The following is a 17,831-nucleotide window of genomic DNA, read 5'->3' as shown; positions in this document are numbered from 1 at the left end:
CTGACGTGCTTGGCCAGCACCTGCGTGATGGCGGCCGTGAGCGTGGTCTTGCCGTGGTCCACGTGACCGATCGTGCCCACGTTGACGTGCGGCTTCGTACGAACAAATTGTTCCTTTGCCATGGCTTATGTTCCTGTCTGTCGCGTGTTGATTTCGTAAAAGGTTGTGCTATCCCTGGCGAGCGCCTCAGGCCGCCACGCCGGAAGCTTTCGCGATGATCTCCTCGGCAATCGCCTTCGGAACCTCGACGTAATTCTCAAACTGCATCGTATAGATGGCGCGCCCTTGCGTGAGCGAGCGGAGGTCGGTCGAATAGCCGAACATCTCGGAGAGCGGCACTTTGGCCTTGATGACCTGTGCGCCCTGGCGCTGCCCGAGACTCTCGATGCGCCCGCGGCGGCTGTTGAGGTCGCCGATGACTTCGCCCATGTACTCTTCCGGCGTGATGACCTCGACGGCCATGACCGGCTCCATGATGATGGGCTGGGCCCGGCGCGCGGCCTCGCGGAAAGCCATACGCCCCGCGACCTCGAACGACATCTGGTCCGAGTCGACGGCGTGGTACTTGCCGTCGTAGAGCCGGGCGCGGATGCCTTCGATGGGATAGCCCGCCAGGGGGCCCTGCGACATCGCCGACTCGATCCCTTTCTGCACCGAAGGAATGAACTCCCTCGGGATGGAGCCGCCCACGATGTCGTTGATGAACTCCAGGCCGACGCCCGATTCGTTCGGGCCGATCTCGAGCCAGACTTCCGCGAACTGCCCGCGACCGCCGGTCTGCTTCTTGTGCGTATAGCGCTGATCGACCGTCTTGCGGATCGCCTCGCGATAGGCTACCTGCGGACGCCCCACGTTGGCTTCGACCTTGAACTCGCGGCGGAGACGGTCGACGATGACTTCGAGGTGCAGCTCGCCCATGCCGGCGATGATCGTCTGACCCGTTTCATCGTCCGTCCGCACCTTGAAGGTGGGGTCTTCCTCGGCCAGCTTCTGAAGCCCAAGGCCCAGCTTGTCGCTGTCGGCCTTCGTCTTCGGCTCGATGGCGATGCGGATGACCGGCTCGGGGAACTCCATCTTTTCGAGGATGATCGGGTGACTCGGGTCGCACAGCGTGTCGCCGGTGCGCACGGCCTTCAACCCGACGGCGGCGGCGATGTCGCCGGCGCGCACGTCGTCTACATCCTCGCGGCTATTGGCATGCATGAGCAGAATGCGGCCCACGCGCTCCTTCTTGCCGGCCGTGGCGTTGTAGACCTGCTCTCCCTTTTTGAGCGTGCCGCTGTAAACGCGGAAGAACGTCAGTTTCCCCACGTAGGGGTCCGTCATGATCTTGAAGGCGATGGCGCTGAACGGCCCCTGGGGGTCGGGCAGGCGCTCCGCTTCCTCGTCTCCGCCCGGAAGAATCCCTTTGACCGGAGGAATGTCGAGGGGACTCGGCAGATAGTCGATGACGCCGTCGAGCAGGCGCTGAACCCCCTTGTTCTTGAAGGCCGAACCGCAGAAGACGGGCGTGATGTCCAGGCTCAACGTGGCTTCGCGCACCACGGCCTTGATCTCGTCGGGGGTAATCTCCTCTCCCTCGAGATACTTCATCAAGAGCTCGTCGTTGTGCTCGGCCACGGCTTCGAGCAGCAGAAGACGCCAGTGACGGGCCTCTTTCTTGAGGTCGTCCGGCACGTCGATCTCATCCCAGGTCGCGCCCTGCGTCTCGTCATGCCAGATGATGGCCTTGTTGAGCACGAGGTCGATGACGCCGCGAAAGAGGCTGCCCGCGCCGATCGGAATCTGCACCGGGACGGCATTGGCGTGGAGGCGCTCCCGCATCTGCGTGATGGCGCTCTCGAAATCGGCGCCCGTGCGGTCCATCTTGTTCACGAAAGCGATCCGGGGCACGTGGTATTTGTTCGCCTGCCGCCAGACGGTCTCCGACTGCGGTTCGACGCCGCCCACGGCGCAGAAAAGCGCGACGGCGCCGTCGAGCACGCGCAACGAGCGCTCCACCTCGACCGTGAAGTCGACGTGCCCGGGCGTGTCGATGATGTTGATGCGGTAGTCCCGCCACGCGCAGGTCGTCGCGGCGCTCGTGATGGTGATGCCGCGCTCTTTTTCCTGGTCCATCCAGTCCATCGTCGCGCCGCCCTCATGCACCTCACCCATACGATGGACGCGGCCCGTATAAAACAGGATGCGCTCGGTGGTGGTGGTTTTACCCGCGTCAATATGGGCCATAATGCCAATATTGCGCGTGCGCTCCAACGGGAATTTTTTCGAATTAGCCATGTCGGTATCAATGAAAATGCGCGCCCGAAAGCGGGGGCCGCATATTTAGAATCTAAAATGAGCAAAGGCTTTGTTCGCCTCGGCCATGCGATGCGTGTCGTCTTTTTTCTTGATCGCGCCGCCTTCACCGCGCGCCGCGCTCATCAGTTCGTTTGCCAGACGGTTGGCCATGCTCTTGTCGTTGCGGGCGCGGGCATACTGAATGAGCCAGCGAAAAGCCAGCGTCATGCGGCGGTCCGGCCGCACTTCGATGGGCACCTGATAGGTGGCCCCCCCGACGCGGCGACTGCGGACTTCCACCAGCGGCGCAACGTTGTTCACCGCCTTCTTGAAGACCTCCACGCCCGGCTCTTCCATCCGCTCTTCGATCACGTCGAACGCATGGTAGACGATGCTCTGCGCAACGTTCTTCTTGCCGCTTTCCATCACGGCATTGACGAAACGGGCCACCAACTCATCGTTGTAAACCGGGTCAGGCGATACCTGCCGCCGTTCTGCTCTTTTTCTACGCATAGGATTATCAAACTATCGAACGAATGACCGGCGAAGCCGCTTGCGGCCGGCCCGTACGGCCATTCTCGCGTTGACGAATCAAACAATCTCTGAGGCTAAACGCCCCGAAGCTCCACTGCCCTACTTTTTCGGCCGCTTGGTGCCGTACTTCGAGCGCGACTGCCGGCGATCTTCCACGCCCGAGGCGTCAAGCGCCCCGCGGACGATGTGGTACTTCACGCCGGGCAGGTCTTTCACACGACCGCCGCGCACCAGCACGATCGAGTGCTCCTGGAGGTTATGCCCTTCTCCGGGGATGTAGGCGATCACCTCGATGCCGCTGGTCAGGCGCACCTTGGCCACCTTGCGCAAGGCCGAGTTCGGCTTCTTCGGCGTCGTCGTATACACACGCGTGCACACGCCGCGCCGCTGCGGGCACGAAGAAAGCGCCGGCGACTTCGTCTTTTTAACCTTGGGATGACGCCCTTTCCGAACAAGCTGCTGAATCGTTGGCACGTCTGCTCCTCGTTTGACTGTGATTCTCCTTCTTGCTTAACACAACAAGAGTGGCCTCCTAGCTGCACCAGAAGGCCACTGTCGCTGCAGTTTTACAATATACTAAACCAGGTCGCTTTTTAATCCCCGGCTTCTATGAAGAAACTAAGATTTGAAGCCCTCCCTCGCTGTGCCTTGCTTTTGAAGCCCCCACCGGCCCTCCAAACGTCTTTGTTTTCGATATATCGATACGTATCAAATGTTCAATATTATCAGGCGAAAGCGGAAGTCCGTACGCAGGAAAGGAGGCGACAACGGGTCCGGCGTTCAGGCGTCAGGCGTGCCCGGCGGAGCGCTCTCAGCCCCGTCGCCCTGCGCCTCGGCAGCCACGTCGCCCGTCTCCGCTTCGGCGTCTGCTTCCGGAATGCTCCCCGTCGCATGGCCGTTGAACGTGACGTACTCGCCGTGCGGGCGCGCGCCCAGGATCTCGACGAGTTCCTTGGGTCCGAGCACCTCTTTCTCCAGAAGCGTCTGCGCCATCGTTTCGAGCATATCGCGCTTTTCTTCGAGCATGACGTGCGCTCGTTCTCGCACGTCCTCGATGATGCGCCGGACCTCCACGTCGATCACCTCGGCCGTCTTCTCCGAGTACGGTTTATCGAAGAGCGCCCCCTCCTTGCGCTTGCGCGCCAGGTTGAAGCTCACGTGCCCGACCCGCTCACTCATGCCGAAGTCGACGACCATGGCGTAGGCAAGATTGGTGATGCGTTCCAGGTCGTTTTGTGCCCCGGTCGAGAGGTGCCCGAAAATGATCTCCTCGGCGGCACGCCCGCCCATCATCATCGTCATCTGGTCGATAAACGCCTCGCGCGTGGTAATGTATCGCTCGTCGGGCAGGGACTGCGCATAACCGAGCGCAGCCAGCCCGCGCGGCACGATGGAGACCTTGATCACCGGGTCCGTATGCTTGAGGAACCATCCGGTGATGGCGTGCCCGGACTCGTGGTAGGCGACGATCTTCCGCTCCTCGGGTGAGATGATCTTGCTTTTCTTCTCCAGCCCGGCGATCACCCGCTCGATAGCCCGCTCGAAGTCGTTCATCCCGATGGCTTCCTTGCCTTCCCGGGCCGCCAGAAGCGCCGCCTCATTGCATACGTTGGCGATCTCGGCCCCGGCAAAACCCGGGGTCTGCGAGGCCAACACTTCGAGGTGCACGTCCTCGGAGAGGATGAGGTCGCGCGTGTGGACGCGGAAAATCTCCTCCCGCTCGCGGCGGTCGGGACGGTCGATGAGGATCTGCCGGTCGAACCGCCCGGGGCGAAGCAGCGCCGAATCGAGCACGTCGGGACGGTTGGTGGCGGCCATGATGATGACGCCTTTGTCGGTATTGAACCCGTCCATCTCGACGAGAAGCTGGTTGAGCGTGTTCTCGCGTTCGTCGTTCGAGCCCATCATCATGCCCTTGCCGCGCGAGCGTCCGATGGCGTCGATCTCGTCGATGAAGATGATGCACGGCGCTTTCTCCTTCGCCTGCCGGAAGAGGTCGCGCACACGGGCCGCGCCCACCCCCACGAACATCTCGACGAAGTCGGAGCCGGAGAGTGAGAAAAACGGCACTTCCGCCTCGCCCGCGACGGCTTTGGCCAAGAGCGTCTTGCCCGTCCCCGGCGGCCCGACGAGCAAGACGCCTTTCGGGAGCTTGCCGCCCAGACGGGTGAACTTCTTCGGGTTCTGCAGAAAGTCGACGACCTCGACCACTTCCTCTTTGGCCTCGTCCAGACCGGCCACGTCCTTGAACGTCAGTTTCTGGTCGCCCATCGCATCGAAGAGCACCGCCTTGTTCTTCCCGATGTTGAGCACCTGCGAGTTCGGGTTCATCCGCCGGAGCAGAAACACCCACAGCGCGATGATGATGACCAGCGGGAACACCCATGTCAGCAGGCCGCCGAACCAGTTTTCCTCACGCTGAGCGGTAAATTCGACCTCGGGCTTGCCTGCGGTTCGAGCCTGCTCGTTGTACGCCTGCAGGAAGCTCGTCAGTTCGTGGTCGCTCGGCTTGTTGGTGGTAAAGCGGCGGGGCGTCTCGGCCTGTTCATTGCTCAGAAACGACTGCCGGGGCTTGCCGATCTTGACGCGCTGATTCTGCACGGCCTCGCTCGTATACGTGCCGTCTATGCGGGCGTCATTGACGATGACGACCTTCTCCACGTAGCCTTTTTCCACATAATCGAGAAACGTGCTGTAGTCGATCGCGTTCGGATCTTCGCTTCCGAGAAAAAGGAACACGTGCACCAGCAACGCCAGAAAAATGGCGAGGTAGATCCAGAGCGAGAACTTGGGCCGCCGGTCGGAAAACCGTGGACCCGGTCCGGAGGAGCGATTTTCTCGGTCGCTGTTTATTCGGTTGCGCTCATCTTGCGCCATATCGGTATACTGTTTATCCCAGAGATGCGTGTAGGGCTCCGCATCGACACTTCGTAAAGGAAAGGGCAGAAGAGACGGCGGCGAGAACCCTTCGTGGGTACGCGCACCCGGGGTCCATAGGTTTCGGAATCATCGCGCGTCCTCCACCCGTGCAGTTGCTTTTGGGCAGAGCGCATCCGCGCAAAGGCATGGTTTTCAACGCCTAATTCAGTGCAGATGCCGAACCCCCCAGAGGCGGATTTGGTTCCACCGGCGCAGAATACGCCGCGCGACCGAACCAGCATCGCGCCCGGCTCGATCAGTTCTTCCGGAAGGGAATGACGAGCGTCATTTTGACCTTTACGGGCTTCCCGTCCTGCACGCCGGGCACGAAGCGCGCCGCGCGCACCGCCCGCACGGCCTCTTCGTCGCACCCTGCTCCGATGCCGCTCATCACCTTCACGTCACTCGGGCGCCCCTCTTCATCGACGACGAACCGGACCACCACGTCGCCTTCGAGTTCGGCGCGGGCGGCGGATTCCGGGTAATGCACTTTCTTCAGAAAAGCCTCCATGCCGCCAACCGGTTCGGGCATCTCGTCCGCCGTGTCAAGCACTTCCGCCGCCTCCGTGGTATCGGCCGGGGCCTTTTTTCGGTTCGTCACGGGCCGGCCGAACAGCCCTTTCTTCCGCACCCCGGCGTCCCCCGGGCGTTTCTTCAGAAGCGCTGCGTCGTCCCCCCGCAAACGCGGGCTTGCCGGCTCGTCCGCGACGCCCGCCTCGGACTCGGCGGCCGGCGATGCGCCTTCGTCCACAACCGTCTCGGGAGCCACAAATGCCGTGTCCGGCACGACGGCGAGCGTGTCCGAGACGCCGGAAAGCGAGTCCGGAAGGGTCACCAGGGAATCGGAGGCCATCAGCCCCCCGGCAACGACCATGCTGTCCGTGGCAGCCAGCGTATCGGCGGCGGCGCGAAGTTCTTCGAGGACCGCCAGAAACTGCCGGGCCTGCGCGGCATACGGCGTGCGGGTATAATCGGCAATCAAAGTGCCGTACAGGGTCGTCAGCCGCACCGGTTCGGGCGTGGCGGGGGGCGGTGGCTCCTCCCGGGCAGGCGGTGCGCGGTCCGTTGCCGCCGCGTACGTGCTGTCCGTCGCCGCCGCGTATGTGCGGTCCGTCGCCGCCGCGTATGTGCTGTCCGTCGGCGCCGCGTATGTGCTGTCCGTCGGCGCAGACAAGCGCTCGGATCTTCCGTCGGAAAGCGCCGCCTCCGAAGCTTCTCCGTGAAGCGAGTCGGCGGCGACGGCGACGCTGTCCGAAGGCGCCTCGGGCAGCTTCCACAGCCCGCTCCGGATCAAGAGGGAATCCGGCACGTCGAGCGGGAGGGGGGCGAAGAGGTCGAGGCTGTCGCGAACGGCCCATTCCGTATAAATGGCTCCGGCGGCCAGCAGCGCGCGGGGGGTGACGTCGGTGGTATGATATTGCCCGGCGATGCGCACCATGTCGTTGAGCGCGCCGTCATATCGGCCTTCTTTCCAGGCTTCATAGGCCTCCTCATATGCGTGCTCGGCCTGTCCGAGGGAATCCGGACCGAGGCTCGCCACACTTTTTTCGAGGCCGAGGTGTTCCCGCACGCGCTCCGCGAAGTCGGAATTCGGATACGCTTCGAACACTTGCTGATAGAGTCGGCGGGCCGATTCGGTATCGCCGAGGGCGCGTTGCACTTCGGCCAGCGCATAATAAGCGCGCTGTGCCACGGGTTCATCGGCATCCTCTTCGATGACCTTCCGATACCACACTGCCGCCGAATCCGGGCGACCGATGGCGAGGAAGAGCACGTTGGCGAGTTCGTACCGGGCCATGGCACGCTGTGCGCGCATCCGGGCCTGTGAGAGCGAATCCCGGGGAATGCCGGTGAGGTCGATGGTCGGCAATTCCGTCGCCTTCCCCTCGGCGCCCGGGGTCTGTTCGGTCGCTGCCTCGTCCTCCTCGGCCACTTCACTCCTCCCCCTGATCGCGTCGATCCGCCGCCAGTTGGGCACATGCGGGCGGTCGCCCCATTTGTCGATGAAGTTCGCCCGCGCTTCCTGGAGCCGGATCGGGTCCCGGTGATAGAGGAAGCCGGCGTCGCCCCGGGAGCGTGGCGCGTTGATGCCGGGAACGATCTTTCCTTCGGGCAATCCCTGCGCCTGCGGGTTGAAGTTTTGCTGATTGCCTGCGCCCTGCTGGAAGCGCTGTTCGATCTGCCGTGCTTCGCGCAGGCGGCGACGTTCCTCCAGTTCCCGGGCGCGTTGCTTCCGCAGTTCGAGGATGCGCGCATCGAACGCCTCCGGGTCGAGGTTGCCCAGCTCCAGCAGGGAGTCCATGCGGGCGATCTCCCGGTAGACCCGCGCATAGCTGGCAAACTGTTCTTTCACCTCCTCCCCGTCCAGAATGGCCTCCGGCGCAAACTCGCTCGGGTCGAGTTTGGTGGTTCGGCTCACGCTGCGTCGCCCGCCCACGCCGCCCGGACGGATCGAGACCGAGGCGGTATCGAAATAGGCAGCGGCGCGCACATAATCGCTGAAATAATCACGATAGAGTTCGCCGAGGGCATAATGGATGCGTCCTTTCACGTTGGCCGCATTCAAGGTCGGATCGTCGTTATAGAGCAGGTCGAGATAACTTTCGCGCGCTTCCTCTCCGAGCCCCATCGCCTGATAGATCCGCCCGCGCAAATACGCCATTTCGGCGCGATAGCCGTAGTTCTTGTCGTCCCGCTCCATCTTCCGGAGCATCTTCAGCGCCTCTTCGCCGTCGCCGTGCAGCCCCTCGACGCGGACGGCGCTGTATTGCGCGGCATAGGAAAGCTCGTACAGCGGGTTGTACTTTTTCACGCGTTTGTAGGCCGCCACGGCATCCTCATACCGCCCCATCGTCTCATAAACCTGACCGAGCAAGAACTGCGCGCGGGCAGCCACGATCTTATCGGGCGTATGCTCCAGACCCTGCTCCAGCTCCGAGGCGGCGGCCTCCCACTCGGCCCGTTTGACGTAGAGTTCCCCCAGTGCGAGATGCAGCATCGAGGCCCACTTCTTGTCCAGCCCCTCCCGCGCCAGACTCACCTGCAGATGCGCCGCCGCCTCATCGTAGGCCTCGCTCGCAATCAGCGTGCGCGCCAGCCAGAAACGCGCCTCGTCCTCCAACTCCGACTCCTGATCGATCACCTCCTGAAATTTCTGCTCGGCTCCGACGTAGTTCTGCTGGTAAAAATAGGATTTGCCGATCAGCAGCAGCGCATCATCGACCCACTTCGAACCGGGGTGCTTGCGCAACACGTCGGCGCTTTTCTTGATCGCATCCTCAAAATCCTTCGATTTCGAGGCGCGGTCCGGGTCGGAGAAGATGGGGAGATAGAGCTCCCGGTTGACCGCTTCTTCGTCGCGCCGGAGGGCCTTCACGCCCCGGTCGAAGGCCTTCCGCGCATTATAGAAAGTGTTGTAATAGGCGGTGAAGTTGTCGAAGCGGCGGCCGACAAACGAGTTGCCGCCACAACCGGACAGTGTCAACATCAAAGCCAGGAAACAGAGGCGGCGACCCATCATGGAAGATTATGCTGTGGAATGTCGAGCAGAACGGACGTGCGGCGGATCCGGTGCGTGCCGGAGCGCCACTCAATGCAACCTTGTGAATCCGTATCAGTGCCTCATGCACAATTCTTCGAGAGATGATCTTTGCCCGCGCCGTCCGGCCTGCAGCACGTCTCTGACCGTGTCCCGCCTTGCGACCGGCGTCCTCAAACGCGACTGACGTGCACCATGTTCGTCCGTCCCTTGGCCGGCAACGGCATCCCGGCGGTGATGACCACCAGATCGCCCGACCGCACATAACCGTGTTCGACGAGCACCTCGTGCACACGGGATACGCCTTCATCCGTATCACGCTGGAAAGGGATCGCGAAGGCTTTTGTTCCCCAGGTGAGCGCTAACTGCCCCACGATGCGTTCGTCGTCGGTGAAGGCAAAAACGGGCACGCGGGGGCGATGGCGCGCGATGGCGCGGGCCGTGGCGCCGGAAGCGGTCAGGCAGGCGATGGCCACGGCGCCGACCTGCCCGGCAAGTTGATAGGCGGTATAACTCGTCGCCTCGGTGATGTCGAAAGCGGCATGCTTGTCCGGCTGATAGTCGATGATCTGCCCGTAGTGCCGCTCGGCCTCGCGGATGATCTGATCCATCACTTCGACGACGCGCACGGGATGCTTGCCCACGGCCGTCTCGCCCGAGAGCATGACGGCGTCGCTGCCGTCGAGCACGGCGTTGGCGACGTCGCTGACCTCGGCGCGCGTCGGACGCGGGTTCTCGATCATGCTTTCGAGCATCTGCGTGGCCGTGATGGCGGGTTTGGCCGCCGCCAGGCACTTCTTGATGATCCGCTTTTGCGCGCCGGGCACCTTCGAGAGCCGCATCTCGATGCCGAGGTCGCCGCGCGCCACCATGATCCCGTCCGCCGTCGCCAGGATCTGATCGATCCGCGCGACGGCTTCCGGCTTCTCGATCTTGGCGATGACGCCCACCCGCCGCCCGGACTCGCGCACGCGCCGGATGAGATCCCGAACGTCGGTCTCGTCGCGCACAAACGAAAGGGCCACCAGATCGACGCCCATGGCCAGACCAAACTCCAGGTCTTCGAGATCCTTCTCCGTCAGCGAAGGCGTCGAACTCCGGATGTGCGGCAGGTTGACCCCTTTCCGCGAGCGCAACGGCCCCCCGACGATCACCTTCGTAACCACCTCGGTCTCGCGCACCTCGACCACTTCCAGCTCCAACTGACCGTCATCGAGCAGGATGTGCCGACCTACCTCCACGTCCTGCGCCAGCGTGGGATAATTGACGTAGACGCGCTCGGCGGTGCTCTCGGCGAGCGGCTGTGTGGTGAGGATGAGTTGCTGCCCTTCACGGATGAGCACCATGCCCCCCTTCACGTTTCCGATGCGAATCTTCGGCCCTTGAAGATCCTGAAGGACGGGCACGACCTTTCCCGCTTCCGCCGCGGCCTCCCGGATGAATTCGATGACCCTCCGGTGGTCGGCGTGAGCGCCGTGGGAAAAGTTCAGACGAGCCACGTCCATCCCCGCGTCGATGAGCGCGCGGATGGTGGCTTTGTCGGAGGAGGCGGGGCCAAGGGTACAAACGATCTTGGTGCGGCGGGGCATAAGGGGCCTGACTTGTGAAATTCGAGTCGGCGTAAAAGTACTGAACGAATCGCCTCGGTTCAATGAAAAGAAGATGCGCGCGTCAAAAGGATCGGCCCCGACCCCGCCGCGCGACGGCCCTTCAGTCGCAGACGTACGCGCGGATGAAGCCGCGAAGCAACTGACTCATCGTCTTGCCGTTCAGGGCGGCCTTGGCCTTGAACCGGCGATGCAGATCGGGCGGCAGCGCGAGGGTGAGACGGGCGGTGTGGGGATCGCGCGCCTCGAGTTCTTTCAAAAGCACGTGCATTTCGGGAAGGTAGCTCTCCGTCGTTCGCCGAACGGGCCGCAAAGGCTTGTCGGTGCGCATCATGAAACATCCCTCCGTCTTCAATGCTGGTTCCTCATGGTTGGCCTCGCCGGTCCGACCCGATCCTTCAGAACTGTGCCGGACCCCCCGCTCGCCCCGGAGCACACCGATGCCCCTTTTCGGCAAAGCGTATGCGGGAAAGGTATCGGCAACAAAGCCCAAAGCCTAAGCGGCGCTTCTTTTTTTCGGGCATTTTCCATGCGCGCGCGGCTCATTTGAAATTTGCGAAACCACCGGGCCCTCCCGCCGGTTCGAAGCGAGCGCCGCATCATTCACGAGCACAACCTTTCATGACCGACGTCATCATCATTGGGGCGGGGCCGGTCGGGCTGGCCTGCGGGATCGAAGCAAAACGAAACGGGCTCTCGGCGCGCATCATCGAGAAGGGGGCGCTCATCAATTCGTTCCTCGGCTATCCGACGAACATGGAGCTTTTCTCGACGCCGGACCTTCTCGAGATCGGCGGCCACCCGTTCCCCACCCATCACTACAAACCCCGCCGTGAGGAGACCATCGACTATTACCGTCGCGTGGCCGAGACCGAGCGGCTCGACGTGCGCCTGTACGAGCGCGTGCTTCGCGTCTCCGGCGCAGGCGGGCGCTTCACGGTCCACACCGACAGGGGCGCGCATGCCTGCCGGTACGTGGTGGTCGCCACGGGCTTCTTCGACGTGCCGAACCGCATGAACGTGCCGGGCGAGGACCTGCCGAAGGTGAGCCATTATTACAAGGAGCCTTTCGCCTATACGGGGCAGGAGCTCGCCGTCATCGGCGCGAAGAACTCGGCGGCGAAGGCGGCGCTCGAAACCTACCGCCACGGCGCAAAGGTGACGCTCATCGTGCGCGGCCCCGCCGTCAGCGACAGCGTCAAGTACTGGATCAAACCCGACCTCGAAAACCGCATCAAGGAGGGCGCGATCCGGGCGTTCTTCCGCACGACCGTCGAGGAGATCACCGAGCGTACGATCCGGCTCCGCACGCCCGACGGCCCGCTTGAGATCGAGAACGACTGGGTGCTGGCGATGACCGGCTACCGCCCCGACTACCGCTTTCTCGAAACGCTCGGCGTCGCCTTCCGGGAGGATGCGGCGCGCACGCCGGAGCATGATGCGGAGACGTTCGAGACGAACCGCGCCGGGCTGTACCTCGCCGGCACCGTCTGCGGCGGGCTCAACACGAGCCGGTGGTTCATCGAGAACGGACGTTTCCACGCCGCGCAGATCATGCGCCACATCGCCGAGCGCGAGCGCGCCGCCGCCCCCGCCGGTTGACGCCGTCCCCCATCCGCCGCGCCCCCCTTCGCCCATGAGCCGATCCGCCCTCGTCCTCCTCGTCCTCGCCTGTGCGCTGACCTTCTCGTGCGGTCGCGCCGCCCCGGAGCCCGCCGCCCTCCCGCCTTCGGCGGACGTGCCCGAATGGGCCAAAGACGCCGTCTGGTATCAGATCTTCCCCGAGCGCTTCCGCAACGGCGACCCTTCGAACGACCCCACCCGCGACGACCTGCGCGGCTCGTGGCCGCACCTCCGCCCCGAGGGCTGGCGCCCTTCCGAATGGACCGCCGACTGGTACGACCGGGCGGACTGGGAACGCGCCCTCACCGACGATTTTTACGTCTCCGTACAGCTTCGCCGATACGGCGGCGACCTTCAGGGCATCCTCGATAAGCTCGATTACCTCGACTCCCTCGGTGTGACGGCGTTGTATCTCAACCCCGTCTTCGAGTCGCCGAGCCTGCACAAGTACGACGCTGCGTTCTATCATCACATCGACAACAATTTCGGCCCGGACCCGGCGGGCGACCGGGCGCTCTGGGCCACCGAGGACCCCGTCGATCCGGCCTCGTGGACGTGGACGAGCGCCGACACGCTGTTCCTCGCCCTCGTCCGGGAGGCGCACGCGCGGGGCATGAAGCTCATCCTCGACGGCGTCTTCAACCATATGGGCCTTCGCTCCTTCGCCTTCGAGGACATGAAGGCGGAACAGGAGGAATCGCCCTTTTCGAGCTGGTTCACCGTCACCTCGTGGGACGACCGGGCCACGCCGGACACAAGCGAACTTGCCTATGAAGGCTGGGCCGGCGTGCGCGAATTGCCCGAACTCCGCGAGGACGAGGACGGCCTCATCCCGCCCATCCGCGCGTACGTCTTCGCCTCCGTCCGCCGATGGATGGACCCCGACGGCGACGGCGATCCCTCCGACGGCGTCGACGGGTGGCGGCTCGACGTGGCCGAGATGATTCATCTCCGCTTCTGGAAAGACTTCCGGAAGCACGTCCGCGCGATCAACCCGGAGGCGTACCTCGTGGGCGAGGTGTGGTGGGAGGATTGGCCCGGCGACAAGATGTTCAACGCCCGACCGTGGCTCGAAGGCGACGCCTTCGACGCCGTGATGAATTACCGATGGGCGCGGGCCGTCCGGAGGCTCTTCCTCGGGGCGGACCTCGACGCGGGCGTTTCGTACGGCCCCTCCACCTTCGCCCGAGACCTGCGGGCGCTGTACGAGGAGTACCCGCCCGAGATCGACTTCGTCCTCATGAACACGCTCGGCTCGCATGACACCGACCGTCTCGCCTCGCAGATCGTGAACCCTGAGACGCGCTTCGACCACGACGTCGGCGTGCGGGACAACCCGGCGTATCGCGTGCGGAAGCCGAACGCGGAGGAGCGCCGCACACAACGGCTCATCCTCGCCCATCAGTTCACCTATCTCGGCGCGCCGCACATTTTTTATGGCGACGAGGCCGGCATGTGGGGCGCGGACGACCCCGACGAGCGCAAACCGATGCTGTGGGACGACCTCACCTTCTCCGACGAGACGCACCATCCGCTCGGTCTCGAACGCCCCGCCGACCCGGTCGCCTTCGACCACGAGCTCTTTGCGTATTACCGCACGCTCGCCCGGCTCCGGCAGTCGAGCGCAGCGCTTCGGCGGGGCGGCTTCTCCGTGCTCCACGCCGACGACGACGCTCGCACGCTCGCCTATGTCCGCGCCTTCGGCGACGAGCGCGTGTGGGTGGCCTTCAACCTCGACGACGTCCCGCACGACCTCTCGCTCGCCGTGGATGCCGAGCTTCCCGCGGCCGGGCACACGCCCGCGCGCAGCCTCGAAGGCGTCGCCGTCCGCGATGCGCTCACCGGGGAAACCACTCGTCTGGGCCGCGGCGTCCTCGCCTTCACACTCCCCCCGCGCACCGCCCGCATCTGGGTGCTCGACGCCCCGTGAACGCGCCTGCGACCGTGAGCGCATTCGCCCTCAGAGCGCCGAGACGATCTGCCGGGCAAGCGCCTGATTCGGGTCGAGATCGAGGGCGCGGCGGGCATACGTTTCGGCGCGCCCCAGATCGTCCACGCGGAAATATGCAAGCGCCAGATTCGCCAGCGCGTCGACGTACCGGGGGTCGATCTTCACGGCGCGGGTAAGCAGCTCGATGGCGCGATCGTACCGGTCGGTGCTGAGATAATACGCGCCGAGGTTGCCGAGCGCGACGGCATTGTCCGGATCGGCTTTCACCGCCCGTTCGAAAAGCCGTTCTCCCTCTTCGGTCCGGCCCTGCGTGAGGTAGAGCAGGCCGAGGTTGCTGAGGGCTTCCGCATCGTCGGGGTCGAGTTCGAGCGTGCGCAAAAGCTCCTGCTCTCCCTTTTCCATGTCTCCGTTCCGCACGTAGGCCGAGCCGAGGTTGAAGTGCGCCGCCGTCAGCCAGGGTCGCTCTTCGGCAGCTTTCCGATACGCGTCGATGGCCTCGGCGGTGCGTCCCTGCGCTTCGAGAAAGCGCCCGTAGTTCACCCGAACGTCGGCGAGGGCGGGCTGGATGGCGAGCGCGCGCTGGTAGAGCCGCGCGATGACGGTCGGCGAGCGCCCCGCCGCCTCGTATGCCTGCGCCAGCGCGTTGAGCCGTTCGGGGATGTCGGGACCGAGGCGCACCGCCTCCTCCAACGCCGGGAGGGCCTGCGCCACGCGCCCGAGTTGCATGCGGGCAAAGCCCAGGAGGTACTGCGCCTCGCCGTGCTCCGGCTCGTCGGCCAGCGCCCGTTCGAGCCGCGAGATGCCTTCCCGCAGCGAGAGCGTGTCGGCGTGGAGCGTGCCGTAGACCACATAGGCGATGCCCGCATAGCGGAGCCCGTCCGTCCCCTCGGCGTCCTCCGGGAAGTACGGCAGGAGGCGGGGGGGATCGTGCGAGGCGATCGGCTCCGGCGTCGGCGTCGGCTCCGGCTCCACCACGCGGATCCAGTGGTCGGTGAAGGACGAGTGCGGCGCTTCCCGAACTTCCACCTTTGGCATGTGGCACGCGATGCAATTGGCCTCCGGCGTGTGGTCGGCGCGCGTCTTCGCCGTGGAGAACCGCTCCGCGAGCGCAGCGGGCGCGTGGCAGTCGAGACAGGTCGTATTGAAATACGCCGGCCCTTTGTCGCGGAAGCCTTCGTGCGGGTTGTGGCACGTCACACACTCCATCGGCTTGCCCTGCGAGAAGGTCGCCCGGAAACATGCGCTCTTCTTCATCCGGTCGGCATGCGAGATGACGCTGATGTTCTCGCTCCCCTCGGGCACATCTTTATAAAAGAGCGAGAGGTGGTCCGCCAGATTTTCCGAGGGGCGGAAATCGAACGCGCCCCGGCCTTCTCGCAGCACGTACGTCGTCCCCGAGAGGTGGCATTGCCGGCACACGTCGAGGCGGCGATCGAGCGGCAGGTGCACCGGGTTGACGATGGTGAGATCGATGTCGCCGGCAGGCTCGGGGTCGGCCAGACGCTCGTCCACGTGCAGGCTGCCCGGACCGTGGCACCGCTCGCAACCGATGCCCAGCGGCGCCGAGGCGTACTTCCCGTCCGTGAAGGGCACGGCCTCCGGATAGCTGTTGTGGCAGGCCATACACCGCTCAGGCACGAGCCGGTCGAAACGCGGATTGTCTTCCCGATAGCCCGGGCTGAAATCCCACTTACCGACCTGCGTGTACCACGTCAGCGGCAGTTCGTACAGATACCCGTTCTTCTCCGTGAGATAGGTTCGCGCGGCGGTGCCGCTCCCGACGACGTAATGGATTTCCCGAACGAGCCGGTGCGTTTTCGTCCCGTCCGTGCCCAGCCGGTATTCCTCCTGAAAATAGCGCCCGTCCTCGGCAAAGGATCGGTAATAAAAATCCGTGGCGGCATGATAGACGGGCGCGTCCCCGAAGCGCTCGACGACGTTCTCCGGCGTGAGGCGATACCACGAGTTCGCCATCCCGTGGGCCTGATATCCCTCGTATTCGTCTTCGTGACAGGAGAAGCACTGATCGTCTCCAACGTAAACGGCGTGCCTGTTGCGGAACGCCGGCTCCACGGCTTCCGAAGCAGGCTTCGTCTCCGAGGCGGAGGGCGCATCCGACGAACCGCCACACCCGGCCAGCCCGACCACTACCCAGCACCAGAAGACGAGACGCATCATTTTCATAGGAAAGAGGGACACTGAGGACGGCGCGCGGATAAGAACCGGCCAGGCAAAACCGTGTTTCGAGCAGACAGGCGTCTCGACAATAAAACGGGGTGACCCCGGTACGAACCGGAGCCACCCCGTTAAGCCTTCTCTTGAAAACGGTTTAGAGCGTGACGCTCGCCGTAATCATCTGGACGTCATCGAAGAAGTCCGTCGTGCGATAGGCGTAGTCCACGACCAGGTTCGTGCCGCCCAGGTCCAGGTTCAGGCCCGCGCCGAAGTTGGCGCCGGTGAAGAACGTCAGGTCCTGATTCGACTCCTGCAGTGAGTAACCGCCGCGGACGAAGAGGATGTTGCGGAAGCCCAGTTCGAGGCCGCCGGCGAACTGATCCTCTTCGAACGAATTCGAGCGGAAGTTGCCGTAGACGTTGACCAGGGCTCCGGCGCCCACTTCGCGGCTGTACGCGATGCCGAAGTTGAGCATCGAGGGAAGCTCGAAGTCGGCTCCGTCGATGGAGAGCGCGTTCGGCGTGGCGTTGGCCGGCTGATTGGCCAGGCGTTCGAGACGCACCAGGCCGGTGCCGTCGTATTTCACCTGCGGGCCGAAGTTCTTCAGGCTGACCCCCAGACGCAGGCCGCTCTCGCCGACGGCGTAGGTCATGCCTGCATCGAAGACGAGGCCCGTGGCGTTCACGTCGTCGATGCTTTCATTGAGCACCTTGAACGTGACGCCCGCAGCCATACGGTCCGTGAACTGACGAGCATACGTGATGGCCGCCGTGATGAAGGTGGCCGTCCACGTCACCGTCCCGATCTCCGGGCTGTTTTCCGTCGTGAGCGGAATGTCGCCGAAGTCCCAGGAGGTGAAGGTGATCGCCAGGTTGTTGTTGCCGAAGCGCTGGGCGATCCCGAAGTAGTTCACGCCAATGTCGGCCACGTATTCGGTGCGGCTGAAGATGGCGTTCGTGCCCGGGTTGAGGGCCAGGCCGGCCGGGTTGGAGTACATGGCCTCCAGCCCCGACATGTTGTTGGCGCCGGCGGTCATGGCGTTTCCAAGCGCCGTCGTCTGTGCGGTCACGGGAACGAGCAGGTGATCGGCGCCCGCCGTCCCTCGCCGCTTCTTGTCGCCTGCCTGCGCCTCCGGGGCCAGGAAGCCCACCAGAAAGGCCGCCAGCAAGCCGTATACGAGAAATCTCGTTCTATTTGCTTTCAT

Annotated in this window: 12 protein-coding genes; 2 read left to right on the top strand and 10 right to left on the bottom strand. The window is 64.1% G+C overall.

Annotated elements, in window-relative coordinates; translation table 11 throughout:
* The 8 genes from AC1HIY_RS16785 to AC1HIY_RS16750 form a co-directional block, all read right to left on the bottom strand.
* Nucleotides 1-122: GTP-binding protein (locus AC1HIY_RS16785; protein ID WP_457652101.1), on the bottom strand; the 122-nt coding region annotated here is incomplete at its 3' end.
* 64 nt (nucleotides 123-186) lie between these two features.
* Nucleotides 187-2,280: an elongation factor G gene (gene fusA, locus AC1HIY_RS16780; RefSeq protein ID WP_479577944.1), complete on the bottom strand. Its 2,094-nt coding sequence runs from the start codon at nucleotides 2,278-2,280 to the stop codon at nucleotides 187-189.
* Nucleotides 2,281-2,325: 45 nt separating this feature from the next.
* Nucleotides 2,326-2,793, bottom strand: coding sequence for a 30S ribosomal protein S7 (rpsG, locus tag AC1HIY_RS16775; RefSeq protein WP_456424821.1), 468 nt, complete (start codon nucleotides 2,791-2,793; stop codon nucleotides 2,326-2,328).
* 120 nt (nucleotides 2,794-2,913) lie between these two features.
* Nucleotides 2,914-3,288, bottom strand: a complete 375-nt coding sequence (gene rpsL, locus AC1HIY_RS16770) for a 30S ribosomal protein S12 (protein ID WP_479577943.1) — start codon at nucleotides 3,286-3,288, stop codon at nucleotides 2,914-2,916.
* Nucleotides 3,289-3,594: 306 nt separating this feature from the next.
* Nucleotides 3,595-5,691, bottom strand: a complete 2,097-nt coding sequence (gene ftsH, locus AC1HIY_RS16765) for an ATP-dependent zinc metalloprotease FtsH (protein WP_479577942.1) — start codon at nucleotides 5,689-5,691, stop codon at nucleotides 3,595-3,597.
* Nucleotides 5,692-5,989: 298 nt separating this feature from the next.
* Nucleotides 5,990-9,220, bottom strand: coding sequence for a type IX secretion system periplasmic lipoprotein PorW/SprE (gene porW / locus AC1HIY_RS16760; RefSeq protein WP_479577941.1), 3,231 nt, complete (start codon nucleotides 9,218-9,220; stop codon nucleotides 5,990-5,992).
* A gap of 224 nt (nucleotides 9,221-9,444) precedes the next feature.
* Nucleotides 9,445-10,860, bottom strand: coding sequence for a pyruvate kinase (pyk, locus tag AC1HIY_RS16755; RefSeq protein ID WP_479577940.1), 1,416 nt, complete (start codon nucleotides 10,858-10,860; stop codon nucleotides 9,445-9,447).
* 121 nt (nucleotides 10,861-10,981) lie between these two features.
* Nucleotides 10,982-11,143 (bottom strand): type II toxin-antitoxin system HicB family antitoxin, encoded by a 162-nt coding sequence (locus AC1HIY_RS16750; RefSeq protein ID WP_479577939.1) that lies wholly within the window; start codon nucleotides 11,141-11,143, stop codon nucleotides 10,982-10,984.
* A 356-nt stretch (nucleotides 11,144-11,499) separates the two neighbouring features.
* Between AC1HIY_RS16750 and AC1HIY_RS16745 the strand changes: the two genes are divergently transcribed.
* Together AC1HIY_RS16745 and AC1HIY_RS16740 are read left to right on the top strand one after the other, a co-directional pair.
* A complete protein-coding gene (locus tag AC1HIY_RS16745; protein ID WP_479577938.1) occupies nucleotides 11,500-12,480 on the top strand; it encodes a YpdA family putative bacillithiol disulfide reductase in 981 nt (326 codons plus the stop codon).
* A 34-nt stretch (nucleotides 12,481-12,514) separates the two neighbouring features.
* The gene (locus tag AC1HIY_RS16740; protein ID WP_479577937.1) at nucleotides 12,515-14,431 is read left to right on the top strand and encodes a glycoside hydrolase family 13 protein; all 1,917 of its coding nucleotides are present in this window, start codon (nucleotides 12,515-12,517) and stop codon (nucleotides 14,429-14,431) included.
* 30 nt (nucleotides 14,432-14,461) lie between these two features.
* Here the strand turns inward: AC1HIY_RS16740 and AC1HIY_RS16735 are convergent, their stop codons facing one another.
* Both AC1HIY_RS16735 and AC1HIY_RS16730 read right to left on the bottom strand, forming a co-directional pair.
* On the bottom strand, nucleotides 14,462-16,636 hold the full coding sequence (locus AC1HIY_RS16735; protein ID WP_479577936.1) for a tetratricopeptide repeat protein: 2,175 nt from the start codon (nucleotides 16,634-16,636) through the stop codon (nucleotides 14,462-14,464).
* A gap of 145 nt (nucleotides 16,637-16,781) precedes the next feature.
* Nucleotides 16,782-17,831, bottom strand: coding sequence for a PorV/PorQ family protein (locus AC1HIY_RS16730; protein WP_479577935.1), 1,050 nt, complete (start codon nucleotides 17,829-17,831; stop codon nucleotides 16,782-16,784).

The organism is Rhodocaloribacter sp., from assembly GCF_056451265.1.
The sequence above is the reverse complement of the archived record's forward strand: the minus strand, read 5'-3'. Positions and strand labels throughout refer to the sequence as shown.